Here is a 23,302-nt window from a genome sequence, read left to right on the forward strand (position 1 = left end):
TCGCGGGGACGACGAGCTAACAGCGACCCCAGCATGACCAAATTCATTCTCGCCATCGACCAGGGCACCACCAGTTCGCGCGCGATCCTGTTCGATCGCGCCGGTCACATTCACGGCGCGGCGCAGCAGGAGTTCCGCCAGTTCTTCCCCCAGCCCGGCTGGGTCGAACACGACGCCAACGAAATCTGGCAGTCGCAACGCGCCGTCATCGACGACGTCCTGCGCACCAGCAAGGTGCCGGCCACCGACATCGCCGCCATTGGCATCACCAACCAGCGCGAAACGACCGTCCTCTGGGACCGCGCCACCGGCGAACCCGTCGCCCCCGCCATCGTCTGGCAGGACCGCCGCAGCACGCCCTGCTGCGAAGCCCTGCGCGAGGCCGGCCACGAAGCGCTGTTCCAGCAAAAAACCGGCCTGGTGCTGGACGCCTATTTCTCCGGCCCCAAACTGAAATGGCTGCTCGATAATGTCCCCGGCGCGCGCGCCCGCGCCGAGAAAGGCGAACTGGCCTTCGGCACCGTCGACAGCTGGCTGATCTTCAAAATGAGCGGCAAGCACCTGACCGACCCCAGCAATGCCGCGCGCACCCTGATGTTCAACATCCACACGGCGCAGTGGGATGATGAACTGCTGGCCCTGCTCGACATTCCCGCCGGCCTGTTGCCAGGCGTGGTGGCCAGCAGCGGCGTGGCCGCGCACACCGACGCCAGCCTGTTCGGCGTGGCGCTGCCAATTGCCGGCATCGCCGGCGACCAGCAGGCCGCCACCTTCGGCCAGGCTTGCCACAGCCCCGGCATGGCCAAGAATACCTACGGCACCGGCTGCTTCATGCTGATGCACACCGGGCAGGCGGCCAAGATGTCGCAGAACAAGCTGATCAGCACGATCGGCTGGTCGCTCCCCAACCAGACCGATTACTTGCTTGAAGGCAGCGTCTTCATGGCCGGCGCCGCCATCCAGTGGCTGCGCGACGGCCTCGGCATCATCGCGCACGCCGACCAGGTCGAGGAACTGGCCCTGGCCGTGCCCGACAACGGTGGCGTGCTGTTCGTGCCCGCCTTTGCCGGCCTTGGTGCGCCGCACTGGGATGCCTACGCGCGCGGCACCATGGTCGGCATGACGCGCGGCACCAACAAATCGCACATCGCGCGCGCCACCCTGGAAAGCATCGCCCTGCAAAGCGCCGACGTGCTCGACGCCATGCAGGCCGACGCCGCCATGCCGCTGACCCAGTTGCGCGTCGACGGCGGCTGCGCCCGCAACGACCTGCTGATGCAGTTCCAGGCCGATATCCTCGGCGTGCCGGTGGTGCGTCCGGTGGTCACCGAAACCACGGCGCTGGGCGCGGCCTTCCTGGCCGGGCTGGCGGTGGGTTTCTGGGCCTCGCAGGAAGAAATTGCCGCCCAGTGGCAGATGGAGCGCCGCTTCGAGCCCGCCATGGCGGCCGATGAGCGGGTGCAACGGATGGGCGAATGGCGGCGTGCGGTGGAGCGCTCGCGCGCCTGGAGCCAATAGGAAACGCATCGCGTACCGCTGCCGTTCGTCGCTTGTATAATGCACGCAGACAAACGGCAGCCTACTATGACAAACAGCACACATTTCGGTTACAAAACGGTCTCCGAGGACGACAAGGTCCACGAAGTGGCCAAGGTGTTCCATTCGGTCGCATCGAAGTACGATGTGATGAACGACCTGATGTCGGGCGGCTTGCACCGGCTCTGGAAAACCTTCACCATCGCCAACGCGGGCGTGCGCCCGGGCTTCAAGGTGCTCGATATCGCCGGCGGCACGGGCGACCTGGCCAAGGCCTTTGCCAAACAGGCCGGCAAGACCGGCGAAGTCTGGCTCACCGACATCAACGAATCGATGTTGCGCGTCGGCCGCGACCGCTTGCTCGACAAGGGCCTGATCACGCCGACCTTGCTGTGCGACGCCGAAAAGCTGCCATTCCCCGACAATTACTTCGACCGGGTCAGTGTGGCTTTTGGTTTGCGCAACATGACCCACAAGGACCAGGCGCTGGCCGAAATGCGGCGCGTGCTGAAACCGGGCGGCAAGCTGCTGGTGCTGGAATTTTCCAAGGTCGCCGCGCCCCTGCAAAAGCCGTACGATGTGTATTCGTTCTCGGTACTGCCGTGGCTGGGCCAGAAAATCGCCGGCGACGCCGACAGCTACCGCTACCTGGCCGAGTCGATCCGCATGCATCCGGACCAGGAAACCCTCAAGACCATGATGGAAACGGCCGGCCTGGAGCGGGTCCAGTATTTCAATTTGACGGCCGGGGTGGCGGCGTTGCACACGGGTATCAAATTCTAGGAACGGTACGATGAAAAAATTTGTTGCAAGCACGCTTTTCGCCCTGAGCGCGTTCAGCGGCGCGGCCATGGCCCAGCAGGCTCCGGCTGCCGCGCCCACCTCGGCGCCCACGTCGGAATATCCGCCCACGGTCTACATCGGCGGCGCGGTCATGCTGTTCGGCCTGGCCGGTTTCTTCGGTTACCGCAGCATCCGGCGGCGCGATGCCGCTGCCAGGCCGGCAGCGGCCCCGGCGAGCGCCAAGCCGGCGATTCCGCCCGGCGTCGATACCGGCGCCTTGCTGCGCCAGGCCAAGGCCACCTTCATCCGCATGCAAAAGACCTGGGACAAGGCCGACGCCAACGACCTGCGCCAGTTCACCACGCCGCAGGTGTACGCCGAGCTGCAACCGCAAATGCAGGCGCCCGGCGCCAGCGTGACCGACGTGGTGGCTATCGAGGCCGAACTGCTGGGCGTCGAGACGGTCGGCGAGAGCTACCGCGCCACCGTCCGCTTCAGCGGCCAGATCCGCACCGCGCCCGGCGCCGCGCCCGAGCCGCTGGCCGAGGTGTGGAATATGTCCAAGCCGGTCAAGGGCGGCGGCGACTGGAAGCTGGCCGGCATCGGGCAGCTTTCCTGATTATTCTTTCTCAAAGTAACAGTGCTGCCGGAAAAGTGCCTGCCGAACTGGTAAGATCAAAACCGCCTTGTTCCCCGGCGGTTTTGTTTTTTAAGCGTGCCCACATGTCACCACCGAACTCGTTTAGTCCCCACTCCGCGCTGATGGCGCCCGCCATCGCCGCAATCAATCATTTGCTGGCGCAGGAAGCCTGGGCCAGGGATGCGCTGGCGCCGCACAGCGGCAAAGTCGCCTGCATCGACGCCAGCGGCATTGCGCTGCGCCTGCTGGTCACGCGCGGTGGCATGGTCGAGGTCGTTCCCGCCGCGACGGAAGAGGGCGCCAACGTCACCATCCGGATCAAGCTGGCCGACCTGCCGCTGATCGCCCAGAACCGCGAACGGGCCTTTTCTTACGTCAAGATCGAGGGTGACGCCGAGTTCGCCAATACGATTTCGCAACTGAGCAAGGGCTTGCGCTGGGAAGCCGAGCACGACCTCGAACGGGTGGTCGGCCCGATCGCCGCCAACCGCCTCGCCGGCGGTGCCCGCAGCCTGTTCGACGGCGTGCGCGCCTTGCACGGCAAGGTGACTGAAAACCTGGCTGAGTATTTTCTCGAAGAACAGCCCCTGCTGGTGCGCCCAAGCGCCGTCGAGGAATTCGGCGCCGACGTGAGCCGCCTGCGCGACGATGTCGAACGCACCGCCAAGCGCCTCGCGCGGCTCGAACACAAGCTGGCGCACCCAAGCGCCGCACCGGATGCGCTCAGTGCCGCCGGGCAACAGAAAACGGATCTTTAATGGTATTGAAATTCCTGCGCCTGCTCAAAATTCTCCGGGTCGCGGTCAAGTACGGCCTCGATGAAATCGCCATCTCGGGCCTGAAAGTGCCGCGCACGGCCAAGCTGATCGACAATGTGATTTTCTGGCGCGATATTTCGGCCCCGCGCGGCGTGCGCCTGCGCATGGCGCTGGAAGAACTGGGACCGATTTTCGTCAAGTTCGGCCAGGTGCTCTCGACCCGGCGCGACCTGATGCCCTTCGATATCGCCGACGAGCTGACCCATCTGCAAGACCGGGTGCCGCCGTTCAGTTCCGACCTGGCCATTGCCCAGATCACGCGTTCGCTGCGCGCCCATCCGGACGAACTGTTCGCCAGTTTCGACCGCACGCCGGTGGCGTCGGCCTCGATCGCCCAGGTCCATTTCGCCACCCTGAAAGATGGCAAGGAAGTCGCCGTCAAGGTGCTGCGTCCCGGCATGAAAAAATCGATCGACGAAGACGTGGCGCTGATGCACATCGCCGCCGAGTGGATCGGGCGCATCTGGGCCGACAGCAAGCGCCTCAAGCCGCGCGAAGTGGTCGCCGAGTTCGACAAATACCTGCACGACGAGCTCGACCTGATGCGCGAGGCCGCCAACGCCAGCCAGCTGCGCCGCAACTTCGCCGGCTCGAACCTGCTGATGGTGCCCGAGATGTACTGGGATTACTGCGCCAGCAGCGTGATCGTGATGGAACGCATGCACGGCATTCCGGTGTCGCAGATCGACCGCCTGGCGGCCGAGGGCGTGGACCTGAAAAAGCTCTCCAGCGATGGCGTGGAAATCTTTTTCACCCAGGTGTTCCGCGATGGTTTTTTCCACGCAGACATGCATCCGGGGAATATCCTGGTCTCGGTGGCGCCAGCCACCTTCGGGCGCTATATCGCGCTCGACTTCGGCATCGTCGGCACCCTCAACGATTTCGACAAGGATTACCTGTCGCAAAACTTCCTGGCCTTTTTCCGGCGCGATTACAAGCGCGTGGCCGAAGCGCACATCGAATCGGGCTGGGCCCCGCGCGAAACCCGCGTCGACGAGCTCGAATCGGCCGTGCGCGCCTGCTGCGAGCCGATCTTCGACCGACCGCTGAAGGATATTTCGTTCGGGCAAATCCTGCTGCGCCTGTTCCAGACCTCGCGCCGCTTCAACGTCGAAGTCCAGCCGCAACTGGTGCTGCTGCAAAAGACCTTGCTCAATATCGAAGGCCTGGGGCGCCAGCTCGACCCCGACCTCGACCTGTGGAAGACCGCCAAGCCCTACCTGGAACGCTGGATGGGCGAGCAGGTCGGCGTGCGCGGCATGGTCGAGCGCCTGAAAGCCGAGGCGCCGCGCTACACCCATATCCTGCCGCAATTGCCGCGCCTGGTGCATCGCGCCTTGCAGCAAGCCGCCGAGCCGTCCACCGTCAACCAGGACCTGCTCAAACTGCTGGTGATCGAACAGCAGCGCACCAACCGCCTGCTCTCGCTGGCGCTGGGCGGGGCCGCGCTGATCGTCGCCGGCGCGACGGTGGCGCTGGTGTACGGGCGCTGGGCCCATCTGTTCTGATGGGCCTGCCCGGATGAATGACTTCGCCAGCCGCGATCCGCAAGCGCCCGCCTTCTGGGACGAGCGCTTCGCGCGCGGCGTTACGCCCTGGGACCGGGGCGCGGCGCCGGCCGCGCTGCGCGCCTTTGTCGAGCGCTCCGCGCGCCCGCTGCGCACCCTGATTCCCGGCTGCGGCGCCGCCTACGAACTGGCCTGTCTGTGCGAGGCCGGGTGGGATGCGACCGCCATCGATTTTTCGCCGGTGGCGGTGGCGGCCGCCAAGGCGGCGCTCGGGCCGTGGAGCGCGCGCGTGCGCGAGGCCGATTTTTTTACCCATGCTCCGCCAGACGCGCTGGAATTGATCTACGAGCGGGCGTTCCTGTGCGCCTTGCCGCGCGCCATGTGGCCACGGGTGGCCGCGCGCTGGGCCAGCTTGCTGGCGCCGGGAGCGTTGCTGGCGGGATTTTTCTTTTTTGACGATGCGGCCAAGGGGCCGCCGTTCGGCATCAACCAAGCCGCGCTCGATGCGCTGCTGACGCCGTCATTTCGCTGTGTGGAAGATGCTGCCGTGGAGGATTCGATTGCCGTGTTCGCCGGCAAGGAGCGCTGGCAGGTGTGGCAACGCAAGTGAACCGTTCCCGCTGAGGGGGAACGGGCGTGATGCGCGCGCGGCGCGCATCACGCAGTGCTTGCTTACTTCGATGCGGCCGGGGTTGCCGCTGCCGGCTCCGCAGCGGCCGGGGTTGCCGGTGCCGTCTCCACAGGCGGCGCCGCCGGAGCGTTGCCCGACATGACAGGCGTGGACGAATCAGTCTTGATCTTGATGTCGATCTTGGCGTCCGCCTTGAGCTTGTCCAGGTAGGTTTTCATGTTGGTGCGCTGCTGCTGCTGCTTGATCTGTTCCTTGACCTGCTCAAGCGGCGGCGGTGCGATCGGGCGCGAATCTTCCAGCATGATCACGTGGTAGCCGAACTGCGACTTGACCGGCTCTTCGGTGAACTTGCCTTTTTCCAGCTTGGCCACGGCCGCGCCGAACTCGGGCACCATGCTGGCCGGATTGAACCAGCCCAGGTCGCCGCCGTTGACTTTCGAGCCCGGATCCATCGACTTGTCCTTGGCCAGGCCGGCGAAGGCCTTGGCGTCTTTTTTCAGCTTGGCGATGATGCTTTTCGCGTCAGCTTCTTCCTTGACCAGGATATGGCGCGCCTTGTATTCGGTGCCGCCGGCCGAGGTGACCATCTTGTCGTATTCGGCCTTGACCATCGCGTCGGTCACCGGATTGGCTTTCATCCAGTCCTGGATGAAGGCGTTGGCCGTCATCGACTGCTTGATCAGTTCCAGCTGGCGCGTGACGTCCTCGCTCTTGTCCAGGCCCTTCTTGATGCCTTCGTTGGCCACCAGGGTTTGCATGGTCAGGTTGTCGATGATGGCCTTGCGCAGCTCCGGGGTGTCCGGCTGGCCCTGGGCGGTGCGTTCCTTGACCATCATGTCGACCGTGGCGGTCGAAATCACGGTGCCGTTGACGGTGGCGGCAACGCCGGCAGGCGCGGCGGCCGATGCGGCCGGCGTATTCGCCGCAGGAGCGGGCGCGGCCTTGCTTGCATCTTTTGGACCGCAGGCGGCCAGAGCCAGCGCCGAGGCAGCGCCGATGAGCAGAACACGAGACTTAATCAACATCGTTCAATTTCCTTTTTCAAGTTAGCCCGGCGCATGCCGCGCAGCAGGCACGCATCTTACCATCCCCGTGGCTGGGCATTTATGCTTGCGATCTTGAAAAAGCTTATAATTCAGGGTTTTGACGATTTTTGCGGAGTATTCAATGCCGATTTACGCCTACCGCTGCGATGAATGCGGTTTTGCCAAGGATGTATTGCAGAAGATCTCCGACCCGGTGTTGACGGTCTGTCTGTCCTGTGGCAAGCCTTCTTTCAAGAAGCAATTAACCGCCGCCGGCTTCCAGCTCAAGGGAACCGGCTGGTATGCCACCGACTTCCGCGGCGGCGCCGCGCCTTCGAAAGGGACCGCCAGCGGTCCGGCCGAGGGCGGCGCAGCCGCGTCGGCTACCGCGTCGGCTAGCGCGGGCGCAACCCCGGCCGCCGCACCCGCCGCCGATTCGTCGGCGCCGGCGGCGCCCGCCAAGCCCGCAGCCACCCCCGGCAGCACGACCTGAGCCAAGGGACGCGCCGCGTCCCGTCAATCACCGAGAGCCGAATGCGTAAATATTTCATTACCGGACTGCTGGTCCTGGTCCCGCTGGCGATCACCCTGTGGGTCCTGAACCTGGTCATCAGCACCATGGACCAGTCGCTGCTGCTGGTGCCGGCCCACTGGCGTCCGGCGGCCCTGTTCGGACGCGACATTCCGGGCCTGGGCACGATCCTGACCATCGCCATCGTGTTCCTCACCGGCTTGCTGGCCAATAACCTGGTCGGCAATTACCTGGTGCGCCTGTGGGAACGCCTGCTGCATCGCATTCCCGTGGTCAGCTCGCTCTACGGCAGCGTCAAGCAAGTGTCGGACACCTTGTTTTCCTCGTCCGGCAACGCCTTTCGCAAGGCCGTGCTGCTGCCGTATCCGCATGCCGACAGCTGGACCATCGGTTTCCTGACCGGGGTGCCGGGCGGCGACGTCAAGAATCACCTGGTGGGCGACTTCGTCAGCGTCTACGTGCCGACCACGCCGAACCCGACCTCAGGATTTTTCCTGATGCTCGAACGCAGCAAGGTCATCGAACTCGACATGAGTGTCGACGCGGCCCTCAAATACATCGTCTCGATGGGCGTCGTCGCCCCCGAGCATTTGCCAACCAAAGAGAGTGCGGCGCTTGTTTCCGCGCCCGTTGAATAACCAACCTAGACTGAAAACACTATGTCCTCCATGCGTACAAACTACTGCGGCCTTGTCACTGAAGAACTGCTGGGCCAAACCGTCAGCCTGTGCGGCTGGGTACACCGTCGCCGCGACCACGGGCAACTGATTTTCATCGACCTGCGCGACCGCGAAGGCCTGGTGCAGGTCGTCTGCAATCCGGAGCAGGCGGAGATGTTCAAGGTCGCCGAAGCGGTGCGTAACGAATACTGCCTGCGCGTGACCGGTGTGGTCACCGCGCGTATCGGCAACACGGTCAACAACAACCTCAAGTCGGGCAAGATCGAAATCGTCGCCAGCGCCGTCGAAGTGCTCAACGCCTCGGTGCCGGTGCCGTTCCAGCTGGACGACGACAACCTGTCGGAAACGACCCGCCTGACCCACCGCGTGCTCGACCTGCGCCGTCCGCAGATGCAGAACAACCTGCGCCTGCGCTACAAGGTGACGATGGAAGTGCGCAAGTACCTCGACAACCTCGGCTTCATCGATATCGAAACGCCGATGCTGACCAAGTCGACCCCGGAAGGCGCGCGCGACTACCTGGTGCCGTCGCGCGTGAACGCCGGCAGCTTCTTCGCGCTGCCGCAGTCGCCGCAGCTGTTCAAGCAGTTGCTGATGGTCGCGAACTTCGACCGTTACTACCAGATCACCAAGTGCTTCCGCGACGAAGACTTGCGCGCCGACCGCCAGCCTGAATTTACCCAGATCGACTGCGAAACCTCGTTCCTGACCGAACAGGAAATCCGCGACCTGTTCGAAGCAATGATCCGCATCGTGTTCAAGAACACGCTCGATATCGACCTGCCGAACCCGTTCCCGGTGATGGACTTCGCCACCGCGATGGGCCTGTACGGTTCGGACAAGCCGGACATGCGCGTGAAGATGGAATTCACCGACCTGACCGACGACGTCAAGGATGTTGAATTCAAGATCTTCGCCGGCGCCGCCAACATGGTGGGCGGGCGCATTGTGGGCCTGCGCGTGCCGCAGGGCGGCAGCATGCCGCGTTCCGAGATCGACGCGTACACCCAGTTCGTGGCCATCTATGGCGCCAAGGGTCTGGCTTACATCAAGGTCAACGAGAAGGCCAAGGGCCGTGACGGCTTGCAGTCGCCAATCGTCAAATCGCTGCACGATGCCGCACTGGCCGCGATCCTCGAAAAAACCGGCGCCGAAGACGGCGACCTGATTTTCTTCGGCGCCGACAAGGCCAAGGTCGTTAACGACGCCATCGGCGCGCTGCGCGTCAAAATCGGCCATTCCGACTTCGGCAAGAAAGCCGGTCTGTTCGACGACGCTTGGCGCCCGCTGTGGGTGGTCGACTTCCCGATGTTCGACTACGACGAAGAGTCGGACCGCTGGACCGCGACCCACCATCCGTTCACGGCGCCGAAAGACGGCCACGAAGACATGCTCGAAACGAACCCTGGCGCGTGTATCGCCAAGGCTTACGACATGGTCTTGAACGGCTGGGAACTGGGCGGCGGTTCGATCCGTATCCACCGTGAAGAAGTGCAGAGCAAGGTGTTCCGCGCACTGAAGATCGATGCCGAAGAAGCCCAGCTGAAATTCGGCTTCCTGCTCGACGCGCTGCAATACGGCGCGCCGCCGCACGGTGGCCTGGCCTTCGGCCTGGACCGCATCGTGACGATGATGACCGGCTCGGACTCGATCCGCGACGTGATCGCCTTCCCGAAAACCCAGCGCGCCCAGTGCCTGCTGACCAATGCCCCGTCCGAAGTCGACGAGAAGCAACTGCGCGAACTGCACATCCGCTTGCGCAACGCCGAACCGAAGATCGTTTAAACTGAAAAGCACGGTTCGCCGTGCTTTTTTTTCGTCCCGATCCTGGCCTTGGTTTTTATCACGACTCATGCCCGCTAAAATTCCGGAATCCGTCCTCGTCGTCATCCACACGCCCGCGCTCGAGGTGCTGCTCATCGAGCGCGCCGACAAGCCGGGATTCTGGCAGTCCGTCACCGGTTCGCTCGACGCGCCCGATGAACCGCTGCCGGACACCGCCGCGCGCGAACTGTTCGAGGAAACCGGGATCGTGGCCGATGGCGGCCGCATCGCACTGTGCGACTGGCATTTGTCGAATATTTATGAGATTTACCCGGTCTGGCGGCACCGCTACGCGCCGGGTGTGACGCACAACACCGAACATGTGTTCAGCGTGTGCGTACCGCGCGAGACGCCCATTGTGTTGAGCGCGCGCGAGCATTTGCAGCATGTCTGGCTGCCTCACGTGGAGGCGGCCGACCGCTGTTTTTCATCGTCCAACGCGGAAGCGATTTTGCAACTGCCGCGTCGGCTACCGCGCGGGGTTAGCTGAGCGGCAGGGCAGGGTTGCCGATGCCTTAGGCGATTGGCATCGTGTTGCCAATCAGTGCTATATCGACCTCCGCCGACGGCGTCTCCAGCCACGCCGCGCTGGCCGGGACCGGCGTGGTATCGGCCAGCAGCTCGGCCTTGATGCGTGCCAGATCCCATGTCACGCCATCGGCAAAACTGATTTTCTGCAGTGGATTGTACCAATTCGATGTTTCTTGCCATATGAAGCTCTCCACCCGAATCTGGTCGGTGGTGCCGGCGATCTTGATGAGCAGGGCGTGGCCCGCTGCGCTCAGTTGCAGATCGCTGCCAGCAATGCCGGCCTTGAACTGCAGCGTATTGACCGTGGTGGGGCTTGACTCCGCTTCGCTGGCCTTGACCGTATCCTGGCCGTCGCCCTTGCCGAACACGTAGGTATCGTTGCCCAAGCCGCCCTGAAGCTCATCCACTCCCTTGCCACCATCGAGCGTATCGTTGCCGACCGCGCCATTCAAGATGTCATTCCCACCACGACCAGTTATCTTGTCGTCAGCGTTGGTGCCGCCAATCATGTCATCAATTTCTGTTCCATTGAACAACTTGGCCTCAATTGCCGGGAGATCCCAGCTGGTGCCATCGGGGAAGGTAATCCGTTGCAAGGTATTGTGGGGATTGGCTGTCGTTCCGTCTGTCAGAAAAGTGGGAAAAGAGATCTGTCCACTTCCGTCGAGGAACCTGACCATCAACGTCGTTGCCCCACTCCTCAGTTGAATATCGTCGGGAAGTATGCCCGCTTTGAATTGCAGCGTGTTAAATCCATTTCCTATTGAGCTGCCGACGAAATCGACATCATCGTGCCCGTCTCCATGGCTGTATACATACGTATCGTCGCCCGCGCCGCCTTGGATCATGTCTGCTCCGGCGCCGCCCTCCAGCGTGTCGTTGCCTCCGGCGCCAAAAAGCCGGTCCGCCCCATCCTGGCCGTAGAGTCGGTCGTTGCCCCCTGTGCCATTGAGCGTGTCGTCAGCGCTGGTTCCTGCATACAACTTCGCATTGATGGCCGCCAGGTTCCAGCTACTGCCGTCGGCGAAGAGGAACTGCTGCAGCGGGTTGGTGTAGGTATTGGCAGCCGGTAGGGGCACGTAACCATGTGCCGTCAACTGGTCGGTGCCGCCTTTGATCTTGATGATCAGCGTACTCTCGTTCGCCGTCAGTTCAATGTCGCTGGGCAGCACGCCTGCCTTGAACGAGAGCGTGTCGACCGAGCCCGTTTGCTGGTCAAGGTCGGTAACGATGGTGTCCTGGCCGTCGCCTTTGCCGAACACATACGTGTCGTTGCCGGCGCCACCATACAGGCGATCGTTGCCAGTGCCGCCATCGAGGGTGTCGTTGCCGCCGTCGCCGCTGAGAGAGTCGTTGCCGCTGCCGCCGTCGAGGACATCGTTCCCCGTTTTGCCGCTGAGCGCATCGTCGCCAGCGCGGCCGCTGATGCGATCGTCCAGGTAGGTGCCGTTGCGCGTGTCGGCCAATTCGGTGCCGGCGTACAGGGCCGTGCTGATGGCCGCCAGGTCCCAGGTAGTCCCGTTCGCAAACGCCATTTGCTGGAGTGGATTGGCGGTGTTGGTCATGCTATTGCCGTACAGGAAACCGTCGATCCGCACCTGATCGGTGCTGCCGATGAGATTGATGAGCAAGGAATTACCGCTCATGTCGAATGCGATATCGGCCGGCAGCACGCCAGCCTTGAAGCGCAGGGTGTTGATCTCGCCGAGCGGGCGCACGCCGGCGTCGAATACGATATCGCGCCCGTCGCCGCGCCCGAAGAGGTAGGTATCGTTGCCGCGGCCGCCATCCATGATGTCGTTGCCGGCACCTCCGTCGAGGGTGTCGTTGCCGGCCAGGCCGTACAGCTTATCGGCGCCGGCCAGGCCGTTGAGGACGTCGTCGGTATCGCCGCCGGTAAGGGTGTCGTTGCCCGCAGTGCCGAGATAGGCTGCCGCGGTGACGGAAAGAAGGGCGTCGCGCGTGTTGGTATGCATGTGATTTTCTGGGTTATTGTTGAGCTTGCCGATATGGCTATCTACATTGTCAATTTTGAGAAACTTGACTTTAAGATAATATCACTATGGAAATTAATTCGAAATGAAATCTTAACATTTGAATAATTTGAAGGAAGGCGATCCGACCGGCATGCCGGGCGCCGGCCGGATCGGCGCTCCCGCGACTGCGCGCAGGATGCGCCAGCGGAAACCGGGCGGCAGGGTGCTGGCCAGTTTCCCGCTTTTTGCCAGGCTTACATCACGAGCGGCACGGCGAGGCCGACCAGGCCGATGTCCAGTTCGGGCGCCGCCATGCTGGCGAACGATGGCGATACCGGGGCCGGTGTGCTGTCGGCCACCAGTTCCGCATTGATCCTGGCCAGATCCCAGCTGACGCCATCGGCGAACTTGATCTGTTGCAGCGGATTGGCCGGATTCGGCGTGCTCGTTTGCGACAGGAAGTTGTAGACCGTCAGCTGGTCGGTGCCGCCGGCGATCTTGATCACCAGGCTGGTGCCCGACTTGCCCAGTTGCAGATCGGCGCCGGCGATGCCAGCGTCGAATTGCAGGGTGTCGATCTCGCCCGCTGCCGTGCTGTTGTTCCCGGACAAAATGTCCTGGCCATCGCCCTTGCCGAACAGGTAAGTGTCGTTGCCACTGCCGCCGTTGATCTGGTCGTCGCCGTTGCCGCCACGGATAGTATCGTTGCCGGCCTTGCCGTCGATCGTATCGTTGCCACCCTGACCATTGATGACGTCGGACTTGAAGGTGCCTCTGATCTCCTCGGCGCCGCCGGTGCCGGCGTACAGCACGCTTTCCACCTTTGCCAGGTTCCATACGGTGCCGTCGGCGAAGCGAATTACTTGCAGCGGGTTACCGGCGTTGGCGGTATCGTCCTGGGCCAGGAAACTGCCGACCTGGACCTGATCGCTGCCGCCAGCGATCTTGATGAGCAGATTGTCGTACGACGTTGCCAGCGTGATGTCCGCTGGTGCAATGCCCGCCTTGAACTGCAGCACGTCGACCTTGCCAAGCGAATAATCGTAGGTGGGCATCAAGGTATCGACGCCATCGCCGCGACCGAACAGATAGGTATCGCTGTCGCCGCCGCCTTTGATCGTGTCGTTGCCCAGGCCGCCATCGATGGTATCGTTGCCAGCGTTGCCTTCCAGGAAATCATTCCCGCCCAAACCGAACATGATATTGGCATTCGCGGTGCCGGATACGCGGTCCGCGCCGGCGCTGCCGCCGTACAGCTGCGATTCGATCTTGGCCAGGTTCCAGGCGGTGCCGTCGGCAAAGCGAATCTGCTGCAGTGCATTGATGTCGGTGCTGGTATCGTGATTGGGCATGAATTGCTCGACCGTCACCTGATCGGCGCTGCCCTTGATCTTGACCACCAGGGCGCTGTAGGGCGACGCTTCGAGCAGCACGTCACCCGGCAGCACGCCTTGCTTGAACTGCAGCGTGTCGATGCCGCCGCGGTTGTAGACGGTGATGTTGTCCTGGCCATCGCCTTTGCCGAACAGGAAGGTATCGTTGCCGTCACCGCCGTTGAGGGTGTCGTTGCCGCTACCGCCATCGAGGGTGTCGTTGCCGGCGCGGCCTTCGAGCCTGTCAGCGCCACCGAGCCCATTGATCAGGTCGGCGCCGCTGGTGCCGCTGATGGTGTCGTCGGCGTCGCTGGTGGCGTTCAGTTTGGCGAGAATGGCGGCGGCGTCCCAGCTTGTGCCGTCATCGAAACGGATTTGCTGCAGCGGATTGAAGGAATTGCCGATATCGTCGCCATTGAGGAAGAAACTGACCGTGACCTTGTCGGTGCTGCCCTTGATGCTGACGATCAGGTCCGACAGGTAGCGGCTCAGGATAACGTCGCCAGTGGCGATGCCAGCCTTCAATTGCAGGGTATTGAGCTTGCCTGGCGCAGCATCGTCCACGGCGCGGATATCGTCCTGGCCATCGCCTTTGCCGAACAGATAGGTATCGTTGCCGATGCCGCCATTGATGACATCATTGCCCGCACCGCCATCGATGGTGTCGTCGCCGCCTTTGCCGTCGATCCAGTCGTTGCCGCCCTGGCCGCTGATCAACTCGCCTTTGACCGTGCCTTCGAGGCGGTCGGCATCCTTGGTTCCCGAATACAAGGCAGCTTGCATGGCAGCCAGGTTCCAGGTCGTGCCGTCCGCAAATTTGACTTCCTGCACTGGATTGTAGGGCAGGGCCGGGTCGTTTTGGCTCAGGAAACCCTCGATCGTCACCTGGTCCGAGCTATCCTTGAGCTTGAACACCACGCCGCCATAGCCAACCGGGCCCGGGGTGACGATGACGTCACCCGGCAAGACGCCCTCCTTGAACTGGAGCGTGCCGATGCGGCCAGGTTCAAGGCTCCTGCCTGTCGAGATGGTGTCCTGGCCGTCGCCTTTGCCGAACAGATACACGTCCTTGCCGAAGCCGCCCGTGAGGCTGTCGTTGCCGGCGCCGCCGTCGAGCGTGTCATTGCCATCCTCGCCATACAGATCGTCGTTGCCGCTGTTGCCCAGCAACAGATCGTTATCGCGCCCGCCTTCCAGGCGATCATTGTCCGCGCCGCCATCGAGCGAGTCGCTTCCCGAGGCGCCATACAGCCGGTCATCGCCGGCGCCGCCGTCGAGCTTATCGTCGCCCTCGTCGCCCGACAGGCTGTCGTTGCCGCTTGCGCCGGACAATTCGTCGTTGCCGAGACCGCCGATCAGGGTGTCGGCGTCGGCGCCGCCATCGATGGTGTCGTTGCCAGCTTTGCCGTCGAGCAGGTCATTGCCGCCCAGGCCGGTCATGGCGTCGCCCAGATACGTACCGGCGCGCACGTCGGCACTGGCGGTGCCGGCATACAACTTGGCCTGGATCTCGGGAAGATTCCATGTATTGCCGTCGGCAAAGATAATCTGTTGCAGCGGATTGGCGGTGTTGGTCGTGGAGTTTCCATACAGGAAACCATCGACCCGGAACTGGTCGCTGGTGCCGGCAATGTTGATCAGCAAGGAGCTGCCGCTCATGTCGAAAGCCAGGTCGGACGGCAGCACGCCGTCCTTCAGGCGCAAGGTATTGACTTCGCTCATGGGACGCACATCGGTCATGTAGACGATGTCGCGGCCGTCGCCACGGCCGAACAGGTAGGCATCGTTGCCCAGGCCGCCATTGAGGAAGTCGTTGCCGGCGCCGCCGTCGAGGATGTCGTTGCCGGCCAGGCCGAACAACTGGTCGTTGCCGGCCAGGCCGATCAGGGTGTCATCGGCTGCGCCGCCGTTGAGCGTGTCATTGCCGGCCGTGCCGTTGAGCTGGGTGGTGATTGCAGCGTTGATCGTGGTCGTAGTCAGGGGCATGAATTTCTTTCTGGCGGTGGAGAGGTCGATTAAGTGGAGCGGAATTGCTTGGACAGCATGAGGAAGTCAGCGTGTCGCTTGGCATCTCTTCAATTGTGTACGTGCAGAAAAAATATCATCTGAGCAATGACGTCAAACTTCAAATTTGAGGAAAATAATCAACTGCGACAACACCTGATTTCTTTACAGCAGTGCGAGAAAAACAGATATGCAAGTGCAAAATAATTCGTTCCGTTTCCGGCGCGCCCGCGCTAGGCTCGGATCATGAAAAACGACCTTCCCGAACCTGCCAGCTGCCGCGCGCCGCACTGGAACCTTGGCCCCGTGATCGAGCAACTGCGCGTCTCACGCGAAGCCACGCATAACATCCGCCACCACGGGCGGGTGCGCGAGTTGCCCTCGCGCGAAGCCCTCACCGTCATCGTCAATGGTCTGTCGGCAGCGCTGTTCCCGACCCATTACGGACGCCCCAACCTGACCGACGAAAGCATCGACTACTTTGTCGGCGACACCCTCACCACCACCCTGAACCGGCTGGTCGAACAGGTACGCCGCGGTTTGCTGTTTTCGGCCGCGCCGGATCTCGCCGGCGACGAAGAGCTGGAGCAGCAGGCAGCGGCCATCACGCGCGACTTCGCCGCCGCCCTGCCGGACATCCGCGCGCTGCTGGTGTCGGACGTGCAGGCCGCGCTGGCGGGCGACCCGGCCGCCACCTCGGTGGCCGAGATCATGCTGTGCTACCCCGGCACCATCGCCATCCTGTACTACCGCTTCGCGCACCGCCTGCACCAGCTGGGGGTGCCGTTCCTGGCGCGCCTGGTGTCGGACATCGGCCACTCGCTGACCGGAATCGACATCCATCCGGGCGCGCGCATCGGCCCGAGCTTCTTTATCGATCACGGCACCGGCGTGGTCATTGGCGAGACGGCCATCATCGGCCAGCGCGTGCGCCTGTACCAGGCCGTGACGCTGGGCGCGAAGCGCTTCCCGGCCGACCAGAACGGGGTCCTGATCAAGGGCGTGGCGCGCCATCCGATCGTCGAGGATGACGTGGTGATTTATGCGGGAGCGACCATTTTGGGACGGATTACCATCGGCGCCGGTTCGACCATCGGCGGCAATGTGTGGCTGACCGACAGCGTGGCGCCGGGCAGCACGGTGTCGCAGGCGCAGATGCGCAGCGACTAGCGCGTTACTCCAGTCATTATTCAGATCGCGTGCGCCACTTCCAGGCGGTGGAGTATCGCCACCTTGAGCGGCGTTTGCGCGCTGTCGTTGCGCAGGCGAGGGCGCGCCAGCGGCACCGCAAATTCAGCCGCCACCGGACCGGCGGCGCTATCGAGCAGCAGCACGCGGTCGCTCAGGTGCAGCGCTTCGTCGATGTCGTGCGTGACCAGCAGCAAGGTGAGCGCATGTTCGCGCGCCACGCGCGTGAGCAAATGCTGCAGCTTCATGCGGGTAAACGCATCGACCGCCGAAAACGGTTCGTCCAGCAGCAGCACGCGCGGACGCCCGAACAGGCCGCGCGCGATCGCCACGCGTTGCGCCTGCCCGCCCGAGAGCTGCTTGGGCAGCGCGCCGGCATAACCCTCCAGCCCCACTTCTTCCAGCAGGCGTTCCATCGCACCGTCGTTGCTTGCGGCCGCGCCCTGGCCGAAGGCGATGTTCTGGCCCACCGTCAGCCACGGGAACAGGCGCGGTTCCTGGAAGATCACGCCGATGTCGCGGTGCACGCCCGTCTGCGCCACGCCATCGTGCAGCACCTGGCCTTGATACGCGCGGTCCAGCCCCGCCGCGATCGACAGCAAGGTGCTCTTGCCGCAGCCGCTGGCGCCGATCAGGCTGACGATCTCGCCGGCGTGCAGCCGCAGGTGGGTGTCGCGCAGCACCTGGCGCGCGCCGTGGCGCTTGTCGGCGATGTGGACCTCGAGCAGTGCTGTCATGCGGCGTCCCGCTCGACATGGTTGTCGCGCCAGGCCAGCAGATGCTTTTCAACGAGCTGCATCACGCTGTCGCTGGCTTTGCCCAGCACCGCCAGCAGCACGATGGCGGCGAGGACGATGTCGGCGCGGCTGGTTTCGCGTCCGTCCGAGAGCAGGTAGCCGAGGCCTTTGCTGGCGGCGATCAGTTCGGCCGCCACCATGAACATCCACGCCAGGGAGAGGCCATTGCGCAGGCCCGTCATCAAGGCCGGCAGCGCGGCCGGCAGCAGCACCCGGCGCGCCAGCGCGAACCGGCCTAATTGATACAGCCTTGCCACTTCGACCAGCTTGCGGTCGACACCGCGAATGCCGGAGATGACGCCCATGTAGACCGGGAAGAAGGCGCCGATTGCGATCAGCACCAGTTTGGGCAGCTCGTCGATGCCGAACCACAGCAGCAGCAAGGGCACCCAGGCCAGCGAGGGAATCGAGCGCAGCGCCTGGAAGGTCGGATCGAGCAGCGCTTCGGTGCGCCTGCTCAACGCCACCGCCGCGCCCAGCACCACCGCGAGGCCGGCGCCGGCCGCAAAACCGGCCAGTACGCGCGCACTGCTTGCCGCCACGTGCGCGGCCAGCCCATTCTGCGCCAGGTAGAGCAGGGTGCGCAGGATCTCGCTCGGCGCCGGCAGCAGGTTGGCGGGAATGAGGCCGCTGCGTGCGCCCGCTTCGGCGGCCAGCAACAGGGCGCCCGGCGCCACCAGGCCGAGCGGCACGCGCAGGGCCGGGCCGCGCGCTGGCGCCGGCAAGCCCAGGGAATGGGTCGTCATGGCTTATGCGCGCGCAATGAACGCTTGTGCGAAGCGCGTGTCGACCAGGTCCGCGATGACTTTGTCGAGATCCGTGCCCGGCTTGACCAGCGCTTCGTCGCGCAGGATCGGGGCCGCCAGTTGCAGCGCCTTCACATGTTCGGCCGATGGCTGCGGGTTGCTGAAATCGCTGCGCAGCTTGATCTGTAACAGCGCCACCGGCAGCGATACCTTGGCTTCTTCGGCCAGGATGCGGGCGGCCTCGGTCTGGTTGGCGCCGACCCATTTGCGGGCGCGTTCATAGGCTTTGATGACGCGCGCCGTCTCCTGCGGGCGCGCCGCCAAAAAGTCGTCGCGCACATTCAGGAAACCGTAGGTATTGAAAGCCACGTTGCGGTAGATGAGGCGCGAGCCGCCTTCCAGTTCGCTCGCCGCCATGTGCGGATCGAGCCCGGCCCAGGCATCGACCCGGCCCTGTTCCAGCGCGGCGCGGCCATCGGCGTGCTGCAGGCCGACGTGTTCGATGTCGCTGCGTTTCAGGCCCGCTGTCTTGAGCGCGCGCAGCAGGAACAGGTACGGGTCGGTGCCCTTGGTGGCGGCGACCTTCTTGCCTTTCAGGTCGGCCAGGGTGCGGATCGGCGAGTCCTTGCGCACCACCAGCGCGGTCCACTCGGGGCGCGAGAAGATGTAGGGCGCGCGGATCGGATTGCCGTTGGCCTTGGCCAGCAGGGCGGCCAGGCCGGCGCTCGAACCGATGTCGATGCTGTTGGCGTTCAGGTATTCGAGCGCGCGGTTGCTGCCGGCGCTGTGGACCCACTTGATGGCGGTGCCGTCGGCCTTGAATTCTTCTTCCAGCCAGCCGAAACGGCGCAGTACCAGGCTCGTTGGCGAGTAGTAGGCGTAATCGAGGCGCAGTTCGCGCAGCGGCGCCGCGCTGGCGATAGCGGGAAGGACCGACAGGGCGGCCAGTTGCAGGATGTCGCGGCGTTTCATGGGGTCCTTGAAGTGGGTCAGGAAGCCGACTGAAGCGGCGGATCGATACGGACCTGGCGGCCGTGGTGGCTGGCCGGCAGGCGCGCGCCCTTGCCGGTCAATTGGTGGCGCAGGGTGGCGCCGACGCTGTCGCCGTCGCTGCGGTAGCGGCCACGCCGCTGCAGCTCCGGTACGACCAGTTCGACGACATCGCGCATGGTTTCATGGGAGATGGCAAAGGCGAGGTTGAAGCCATCGACGCCGGTTTGGTCCATCCATGTTTCGAGTTGGTCTGCCACTTCGCCGGGCGAGCCGACCAGGATCGGGCCGCGTCCTCCCAGGCCGATGAAGCGGGCCGCCTCACGCACCGTCCATGTGCGCGACGGGTCGGCGGCGCTGAGCGAGGCGAGGGCGGAGCGGCCGGCTTCGGTCTCGATGTAGTCGATGGTGGCGTCGAGCGGGATGCGGCTGAAGTCGACGCCGGTCCAGCCGGACAGCAAGGCCAGGGCGGCGTCGATATTCACATGGCGCTGGTAGTCCTCGTATTTGGCGTGCGCTTCGTCGGAGGTGGGCGCGGTGACGATCAGCGCCTGCGCGTAGACCAGCAAGGCGTCACCATCGCGGCCGGCGGCGCGCACGGCGGCGCGCGTGTCGTCCACGTAGCGCTTGACCACCTTGACGCTCGGGCCGCTGACAAAGGTCGCTTCCGCGTGGCGCGCCGCGAACGCCATGCCGCGCGGCGAGGCGCCGGCCTGGTACAAAAAGGGCGTGCGCTGCGGCGATGGTTCGCACAGGTGAATGCCGGGCACCTTGTAGTGACGGCCTTCATGGTTGATCGGGTGGACTTTATCCGGATCGGCATACACGCCGCACGCCTTGTCGCGCACCACGGCGTCGTCTTCCCAGCTTTTCTCCCACAGCTTGTAGACCACGTCCAGATACTCGTCGGCCAGGTCGTAGCGTTCGTCGTGGGCCAGCTGCTTTTGCAGGCCCAGGTTGCGCGCCGCGCTGTCGAGATAACCCGTCACGATATTCCAGCCGATGCGCCCTTTCGTCAGATGATCGAGCGTCGAGATGCGGCGCGCAAAGGTGTACGGATGTTCGTACGTCAGGGCGGCCGTGACGCCGATTCCCAGGTGGCGCGTGGCGCCGGCGATGATTGGCGCCAGCGCCAGCGGATCGTTCAGCGGCGCCTGCACCGCATGGCGCAGCGCCGCGTCGGCGCTGCCCTGGTACACGTCGTACACGCCCAGCACATCGGCCAGGAAAATGGCGTCGAAGTGGCCCGCTTCGAGTAGCTGCGCCAGTTCGATCCAGTAGTCGGCGTCGAGGTAGCGGTGGCTGTCGTCGCGCGGGTGGGTCCACAGTCCGGGCGACTGGTGGCCCACGGTGTTCATCTGGAACGCGTTGAAGCGGATCGGTTGGCCCATGATGCTATTTGGCTGCCGCTTGCAGGGCCAGCTGGTAGTCGGTCTTGGCGTAGCCGGCGAAATGCTTGTTGGTCACGGCCAGGAACTCGGGCGAGCGGTAGGCCGCCGCCAGGTCTTTGGCAAACTGCTTCTGCTTGTCGGCGCTGCGCACCGCCACCAGGTTGATGTAGTTCGGCGAGATCTTTTCGGTGATCAGCGCTTCGGTCAGTTTCAGGCCCGATGCCAGTGCATAGTTCCCGTTCACAAAAGAGTAGTCCACGTCTTGCAGCGAGCGCGGAAGCTGGGCCGCTTCCAGCGGCACCAGTTTGATCTTCTTCTGGTAGCTGGCGATGTCTTTTTCCGACGCGCGTACCGGGTCGAATTTGTCGCGCAGCTTGATCCAGCCCAGTTGATCGAGCAGTACCAGCGCGCGTGCCTGGTTGGTCGGGTCGTTCGGCAGCGCCACGGTGCTGCCGTCTTTGACGTCGGCCAGCGATTTGTGCTTCTTGCTGTAGATGGCGATCGGCGCGGTCGGAATGGTCACCAGGTCGGTCAGCGCCAGTTTGTGCTCGGTCGCGAACTTGGTCAGGTAGACGATGTGCTGGAACACGTTGGCGTCGAGCGAGCCTTCGGCCAGCGCAAAGTTGGGCTGGATGTAGTCGTTGAACTCGATCAGCTTGATCTTGTAGCCCTGCTTTTCGAGGATCGGTTTGATCCCCAGCTTGATCTGGTCCGCGTACGGGCCGGCGCTGGTGCCGATGACGATTTCTTTCGGGTCCTTGGCGGCGCTGGCGGAAGTGGCAAAGGCGAAGCCGACGATGGCGGCGAGGATGGTGCGGCGTGCGATGAACATGGTGTCCTCTGTATAAAGTGAGTGAATTAGCGCTGGTCGATGCGGCGCGCGATGCGGGTGCCGGTGAACTGGATTGTCTGCACCAGCACCACCAGGATGGCGACGGTGATGAGCATGATGTCGGTTTCGAAGCGGTAGTAGCCGTAGCGGATCGCCAGGTCACCAATGCCGCCGCCGCCCACCACGCCGGCCACCGCCGAATACGATAAAAAGCTGATCGACAGCACGGTCAGGGCCAGCACCAGGCCGGAGCGCGCTTCCACCAGCAGCACGCGGGTGACGATCTGGAATTCGGAGGCGCCCATGGCGTGCGCGGCTTCGATCACGCCGCGCGGCACATCGCGCAGGTTCTGTTCCACCAGCCGCGCAAAGTAGGGAATGGCCGCGAACGAGAGCGGCACGGCGGCCGCCAGCGGGCCGATCGAGGTGCCGGCGATGAGGCGCGTGAACGGCACCAGCGCCACCAGCAAAATAATGAAGGGGAAGGAGCGCACGGTGTTGACGATCCAGCCGAGCACCAGCGCGAGCGGGCGGTTTTGCATCGACTGGCCGTCGGCCACCAGAAACAGCACGACGCCGAGCGGGCCGCCCAGCACCACGGCGGCGGTGAGGCCGATCGCCAGCATGGTCATGGTCTGGCCGAGCGCCACCCACAGTTCGGGCAGCAGGGTGACGATATTGTCAAACATGTTCAACTCCTTTCCATGCGCTGGCGGCGAAACCTTCGCTGCCGTAGTAGGCCAGCTCGCGCCCCAGTGCGGTGATGCGCGCGCTGTTGGTATCGGCCAGCGCGAATTGTTCGGCCAGGGCGCCGTCTTCGATCACCGCGACCCGGTTGCAGATGGCGCCCAGCACCGACAGCTCGTGGCTGACGATGACGATGGTCACGCCCAGGCGCACATTGATGTCGCGCAGGGTGTCGAGCAGGGCGCGGGTGGTTTCGGCGTCCAGCGCGGATGTCGGCTCGTCGCACAGCAGCACGTCGGGCCGGCTGGCCAGCGCGCGGGCGATGGCGGCGCGCTGTTTCTGGCCGCCGGAAAGCTGGGCCGGATAGTTCTCGGCCTTGTCGGCAAGACCGACCAGCTCCAGGCATTCGAGCACGCGCGCGGCCAGGCGCGGCGCGTTCAGGGTGCCGTGAATGCGCAGCGGGAAGGCGACGTTCTCGTACACGGTGGCGTTTTGCAGCAGGTTGAACTGCTGGAAGATCATGCCGATGTTCTGGCGCGCGTCGCGCAGTTCGCGCTTGCCCAGCGCGGTCAGTTCGCGCCCGGCCACGCTGATGGCGCCGCGGTCGGGACGTTCGAGCAGGTTAATCAGGCGCAGCAAGGTCGACTTGCCGGCGCCGCTTTTGCCGATCAGGCCAAACACGTCGCCCTTGTCGACGGTGAGGCTGACGTTCTTGACGGCGTCGAAAGTGCCGCCGCGCGGCAGGGTGAAGGATTTGCTGGCGCCGTCGATGCGGATCAGCGGTTCGGCGGGAGTGGTGTGCGTGCTCAT

General features: G+C 64.0%; 21 protein-coding genes. 11 read left to right on the top strand and 10 right to left on the bottom strand.

The features are described 5' to 3' along the window. Positions 1 to 33 precede the first annotated feature (33 nt). From glpK to F0185_RS09210, 6 genes are all read left to right on the top strand, one after another. Positions 34 to 1,518, top strand: coding sequence for a glycerol kinase GlpK (gene glpK, locus F0185_RS09185; protein ID WP_167223658.1), 1,485 nt, complete (start codon positions 34 to 36; stop codon positions 1,516 to 1,518). Between the two features lie 66 nt (positions 1,519 to 1,584). Next, positions 1,585 to 2,319, top strand: a complete 735-nt coding sequence (gene ubiE / locus F0185_RS09190) for a bifunctional demethylmenaquinone methyltransferase/2-methoxy-6-polyprenyl-1,4-benzoquinol methylase UbiE (protein WP_167223660.1) — start codon at positions 1,585 to 1,587, stop codon at positions 2,317 to 2,319. A 10-nt stretch (positions 2,320 to 2,329) separates the two neighbouring features. Next, the gene (locus F0185_RS09195) at positions 2,330 to 2,938 is read left to right on the top strand and encodes a Tim44 domain-containing protein (RefSeq protein WP_167223662.1); all 609 of its coding nucleotides are present in this window, start codon (positions 2,330 to 2,332) and stop codon (positions 2,936 to 2,938) included. 104 nt (positions 2,939 to 3,042) lie between these two features. Then, entirely contained in the window at positions 3,043 to 3,717 is a 675-nt protein-coding gene (locus tag F0185_RS09200; RefSeq protein WP_167223664.1) for a ubiquinone biosynthesis accessory factor UbiJ, read from the top strand. Then, positions 3,717 to 5,285, top strand: coding sequence for a ubiquinone biosynthesis regulatory protein kinase UbiB (ubiB, locus tag F0185_RS09205; RefSeq protein ID WP_167223666.1), 1,569 nt, complete (start codon positions 3,717 to 3,719; stop codon positions 5,283 to 5,285). Before F0185_RS09200 ends, ubiB begins: the two co-directional genes overlap by 1 nt. A gap of 13 nt (positions 5,286 to 5,298) precedes the next feature. Then, entirely contained in the window at positions 5,299 to 5,895 is a 597-nt protein-coding gene (locus F0185_RS09210; protein WP_167223668.1) for a methyltransferase domain-containing protein, read from the top strand. A gap of 62 nt (positions 5,896 to 5,957) precedes the next feature. Here F0185_RS09210 and F0185_RS09215 read toward each other — a convergent pair whose 3' ends face one another. Beyond that, positions 5,958 to 6,941 carry a peptidylprolyl isomerase gene (locus F0185_RS09215; protein ID WP_167223669.1) on the bottom strand — a complete coding sequence of 328 codons (984 nt, stop codon included), beginning with the start codon at positions 6,939 to 6,941 and terminating at the stop codon, positions 5,958 to 5,960. A 142-nt stretch (positions 6,942 to 7,083) separates the two neighbouring features. Between F0185_RS09215 and F0185_RS09220 the strand changes: the two genes are divergently transcribed. From F0185_RS09220 to nudB, 4 genes are all read left to right on the top strand, one after another. Then, positions 7,084 to 7,434 (top strand): FmdB family zinc ribbon protein, encoded by a 351-nt coding sequence (locus tag F0185_RS09220; protein ID WP_167223671.1) that lies wholly within the window; start codon positions 7,084 to 7,086, stop codon positions 7,432 to 7,434. 41 nt (positions 7,435 to 7,475) lie between these two features. After that, entirely contained in the window at positions 7,476 to 8,111 is a 636-nt protein-coding gene (locus F0185_RS09225) for a DUF502 domain-containing protein (RefSeq protein WP_166890091.1), read from the top strand. Positions 8,112 to 8,141: 30 nt separating this feature from the next. Beyond that, the gene (aspS, locus tag F0185_RS09230) at positions 8,142 to 9,938 is read left to right on the top strand and encodes an aspartate--tRNA ligase (RefSeq protein ID WP_187362485.1); all 1,797 of its coding nucleotides are present in this window, start codon (positions 8,142 to 8,144) and stop codon (positions 9,936 to 9,938) included. A gap of 67 nt (positions 9,939 to 10,005) precedes the next feature. Next, positions 10,006 to 10,467: a dihydroneopterin triphosphate diphosphatase gene (nudB, locus tag F0185_RS09235; RefSeq protein ID WP_167223675.1), complete on the top strand. Its 462-nt coding sequence runs from the start codon at positions 10,006 to 10,008 to the stop codon at positions 10,465 to 10,467. A gap of 25 nt (positions 10,468 to 10,492) precedes the next feature. Here the strand turns inward: nudB and F0185_RS09240 are convergent, their stop codons facing one another. Next, positions 10,493 to 12,484: a calcium-binding protein gene (locus F0185_RS09240; RefSeq protein WP_167223677.1), complete on the bottom strand. Its 1,992-nt coding sequence runs from the start codon at positions 12,482 to 12,484 to the stop codon at positions 10,493 to 10,495. Between the two features lie 254 nt (positions 12,485 to 12,738). Further along, positions 12,739 to 15,843 carry a calcium-binding protein gene (locus F0185_RS34755; protein WP_167223679.1) on the bottom strand — a complete coding sequence of 1,035 codons (3,105 nt, stop codon included), beginning with the start codon at positions 15,841 to 15,843 and terminating at the stop codon, positions 12,739 to 12,741. A 264-nt stretch (positions 15,844 to 16,107) separates the two neighbouring features. On the opposite strand from F0185_RS34755, the gene epsC reads away from it, so the two are divergent. Further along, positions 16,108 to 17,031: a serine O-acetyltransferase EpsC gene (gene epsC / locus F0185_RS09250; RefSeq protein WP_167223681.1), complete on the top strand. Its 924-nt coding sequence runs from the start codon at positions 16,108 to 16,110 to the stop codon at positions 17,029 to 17,031. 20 nt (positions 17,032 to 17,051) lie between these two features. On the opposite strand, the gene F0185_RS09255 is transcribed toward epsC, so the two are convergent. Genes F0185_RS09255 through F0185_RS09285 form a run of 7 tightly spaced genes read right to left on the bottom strand, consistent with a single transcriptional unit; the run spans position 17,052 to position 23,302 of the window. Next, on the bottom strand, positions 17,052 to 17,786 hold the full coding sequence (locus F0185_RS09255; protein ID WP_167223683.1) for an ABC transporter ATP-binding protein: 735 nt from the start codon (positions 17,784 to 17,786) through the stop codon (positions 17,052 to 17,054). Beyond that, positions 17,783 to 18,592 (bottom strand): ABC transporter permease, encoded by an 810-nt coding sequence (locus F0185_RS09260; protein WP_167223685.1) that lies wholly within the window; start codon positions 18,590 to 18,592, stop codon positions 17,783 to 17,785. The genes F0185_RS09255 and F0185_RS09260 overlap by 4 nt, the downstream gene beginning before the upstream one ends. 3 nt (positions 18,593 to 18,595) lie before the next feature. Further along, the gene (locus F0185_RS09265) at positions 18,596 to 19,564 is read right to left on the bottom strand and encodes an aliphatic sulfonate ABC transporter substrate-binding protein (RefSeq protein WP_167223687.1); all 969 of its coding nucleotides are present in this window, start codon (positions 19,562 to 19,564) and stop codon (positions 18,596 to 18,598) included. Between the two features lie 17 nt (positions 19,565 to 19,581). Beyond that, the gene (locus F0185_RS09270) at positions 19,582 to 20,973 is read right to left on the bottom strand and encodes an LLM class flavin-dependent oxidoreductase (protein WP_167223689.1); all 1,392 of its coding nucleotides are present in this window, start codon (positions 20,971 to 20,973) and stop codon (positions 19,582 to 19,584) included. Between the two features lie 4 nt (positions 20,974 to 20,977). Then, on the bottom strand, positions 20,978 to 21,805 hold the full coding sequence (locus tag F0185_RS09275; protein ID WP_167223691.1) for a MetQ/NlpA family ABC transporter substrate-binding protein: 828 nt from the start codon (positions 21,803 to 21,805) through the stop codon (positions 20,978 to 20,980). Between the two features lie 26 nt (positions 21,806 to 21,831). Continuing rightward, positions 21,832 to 22,494, bottom strand: coding sequence for a methionine ABC transporter permease (locus F0185_RS09280; protein WP_167223693.1), 663 nt, complete (start codon positions 22,492 to 22,494; stop codon positions 21,832 to 21,834). Beyond that, on the bottom strand, positions 22,487 to 23,302 hold the full coding sequence (locus F0185_RS09285) for a methionine ABC transporter ATP-binding protein (protein WP_167223695.1): 816 nt from the start codon (positions 23,300 to 23,302) through the stop codon (positions 22,487 to 22,489). The genes F0185_RS09280 and F0185_RS09285 overlap by 8 nt, the downstream gene beginning before the upstream one ends.

This window comes from Massilia rubra, assembly GCF_011682065.1.
Lineage (GTDB): Bacteria > Pseudomonadota > Gammaproteobacteria > Burkholderiales > Burkholderiaceae_D > Telluria_A > Telluria_A rubra.

Excerpts from the sequence above, each read along its gene's own strand:
- glpK (WP_167223658.1), top strand. The coding sequence starts at position 34 with ATGACCAAATTCATTCTCGCCATCGACCAGGGCACCACCAGTTCGCGC.
- ubiE (WP_167223660.1), top strand. The coding sequence starts at position 1,585 with ATGACAAACAGCACACATTTCGGTTACAAAACGGTCTCCGAGGACGAC.
- F0185_RS09195 (WP_167223662.1), top strand. The coding sequence starts at position 2,330 with ATGAAAAAATTTGTTGCAAGCACGCTTTTCGCCCTGAGCGCGTTCAGC.
- F0185_RS09200 (WP_167223664.1), top strand. The coding sequence starts at position 3,043 with ATGTCACCACCGAACTCGTTTAGTCCCCACTCCGCGCTGATGGCGCCC.
- ubiB (WP_167223666.1), top strand. The coding sequence starts at position 3,717 with ATGGTATTGAAATTCCTGCGCCTGCTCAAAATTCTCCGGGTCGCGGTC.
- F0185_RS09210 (WP_167223668.1), top strand. The coding sequence starts at position 5,299 with ATGAATGACTTCGCCAGCCGCGATCCGCAAGCGCCCGCCTTCTGGGAC.
- F0185_RS09215 (WP_167223669.1), bottom strand. The coding sequence starts at position 6,941 with ATGTTGATTAAGTCTCGTGTTCTGCTCATCGGCGCTGCCTCGGCGCTG.
- F0185_RS09220 (WP_167223671.1), top strand. The coding sequence starts at position 7,084 with ATGCCGATTTACGCCTACCGCTGCGATGAATGCGGTTTTGCCAAGGAT.
- F0185_RS09225 (WP_166890091.1), top strand. The coding sequence starts at position 7,476 with ATGCGTAAATATTTCATTACCGGACTGCTGGTCCTGGTCCCGCTGGCG.
- aspS (WP_187362485.1), top strand. The coding sequence starts at position 8,142 with ATGCGTACAAACTACTGCGGCCTTGTCACTGAAGAACTGCTGGGCCAA.
- nudB (WP_167223675.1), top strand. The coding sequence starts at position 10,006 with ATGCCCGCTAAAATTCCGGAATCCGTCCTCGTCGTCATCCACACGCCC.
- F0185_RS09240 (WP_167223677.1), bottom strand. The coding sequence starts at position 12,484 with ATGCATACCAACACGCGCGACGCCCTTCTTTCCGTCACCGCGGCAGCC.
- F0185_RS34755 (WP_167223679.1), bottom strand. The coding sequence starts at position 15,843 with ATGCCCCTGACTACGACCACGATCAACGCTGCAATCACCACCCAGCTC.
- epsC (WP_167223681.1), top strand. The coding sequence starts at position 16,108 with ATGAAAAACGACCTTCCCGAACCTGCCAGCTGCCGCGCGCCGCACTGG.
- F0185_RS09255 (WP_167223683.1), bottom strand. The coding sequence starts at position 17,786 with ATGACAGCACTGCTCGAGGTCCACATCGCCGACAAGCGCCACGGCGCG.
- F0185_RS09260 (WP_167223685.1), bottom strand. The coding sequence starts at position 18,592 with ATGACGACCCATTCCCTGGGCTTGCCGGCGCCAGCGCGCGGCCCGGCC.
- F0185_RS09265 (WP_167223687.1), bottom strand. The coding sequence starts at position 19,564 with ATGAAACGCCGCGACATCCTGCAACTGGCCGCCCTGTCGGTCCTTCCC.
- F0185_RS09270 (WP_167223689.1), bottom strand. The coding sequence starts at position 20,973 with ATGGGCCAACCGATCCGCTTCAACGCGTTCCAGATGAACACCGTGGGC.
- F0185_RS09275 (WP_167223691.1), bottom strand. The coding sequence starts at position 21,805 with ATGTTCATCGCACGCCGCACCATCCTCGCCGCCATCGTCGGCTTCGCC.
- F0185_RS09280 (WP_167223693.1), bottom strand. The coding sequence starts at position 22,494 with ATGTTTGACAATATCGTCACCCTGCTGCCCGAACTGTGGGTGGCGCTC.
- F0185_RS09285 (WP_167223695.1), bottom strand. The coding sequence starts at position 23,302 with ATGAGCACGCACACCACTCCCGCCGAACCGCTGATCCGCATCGACGGC.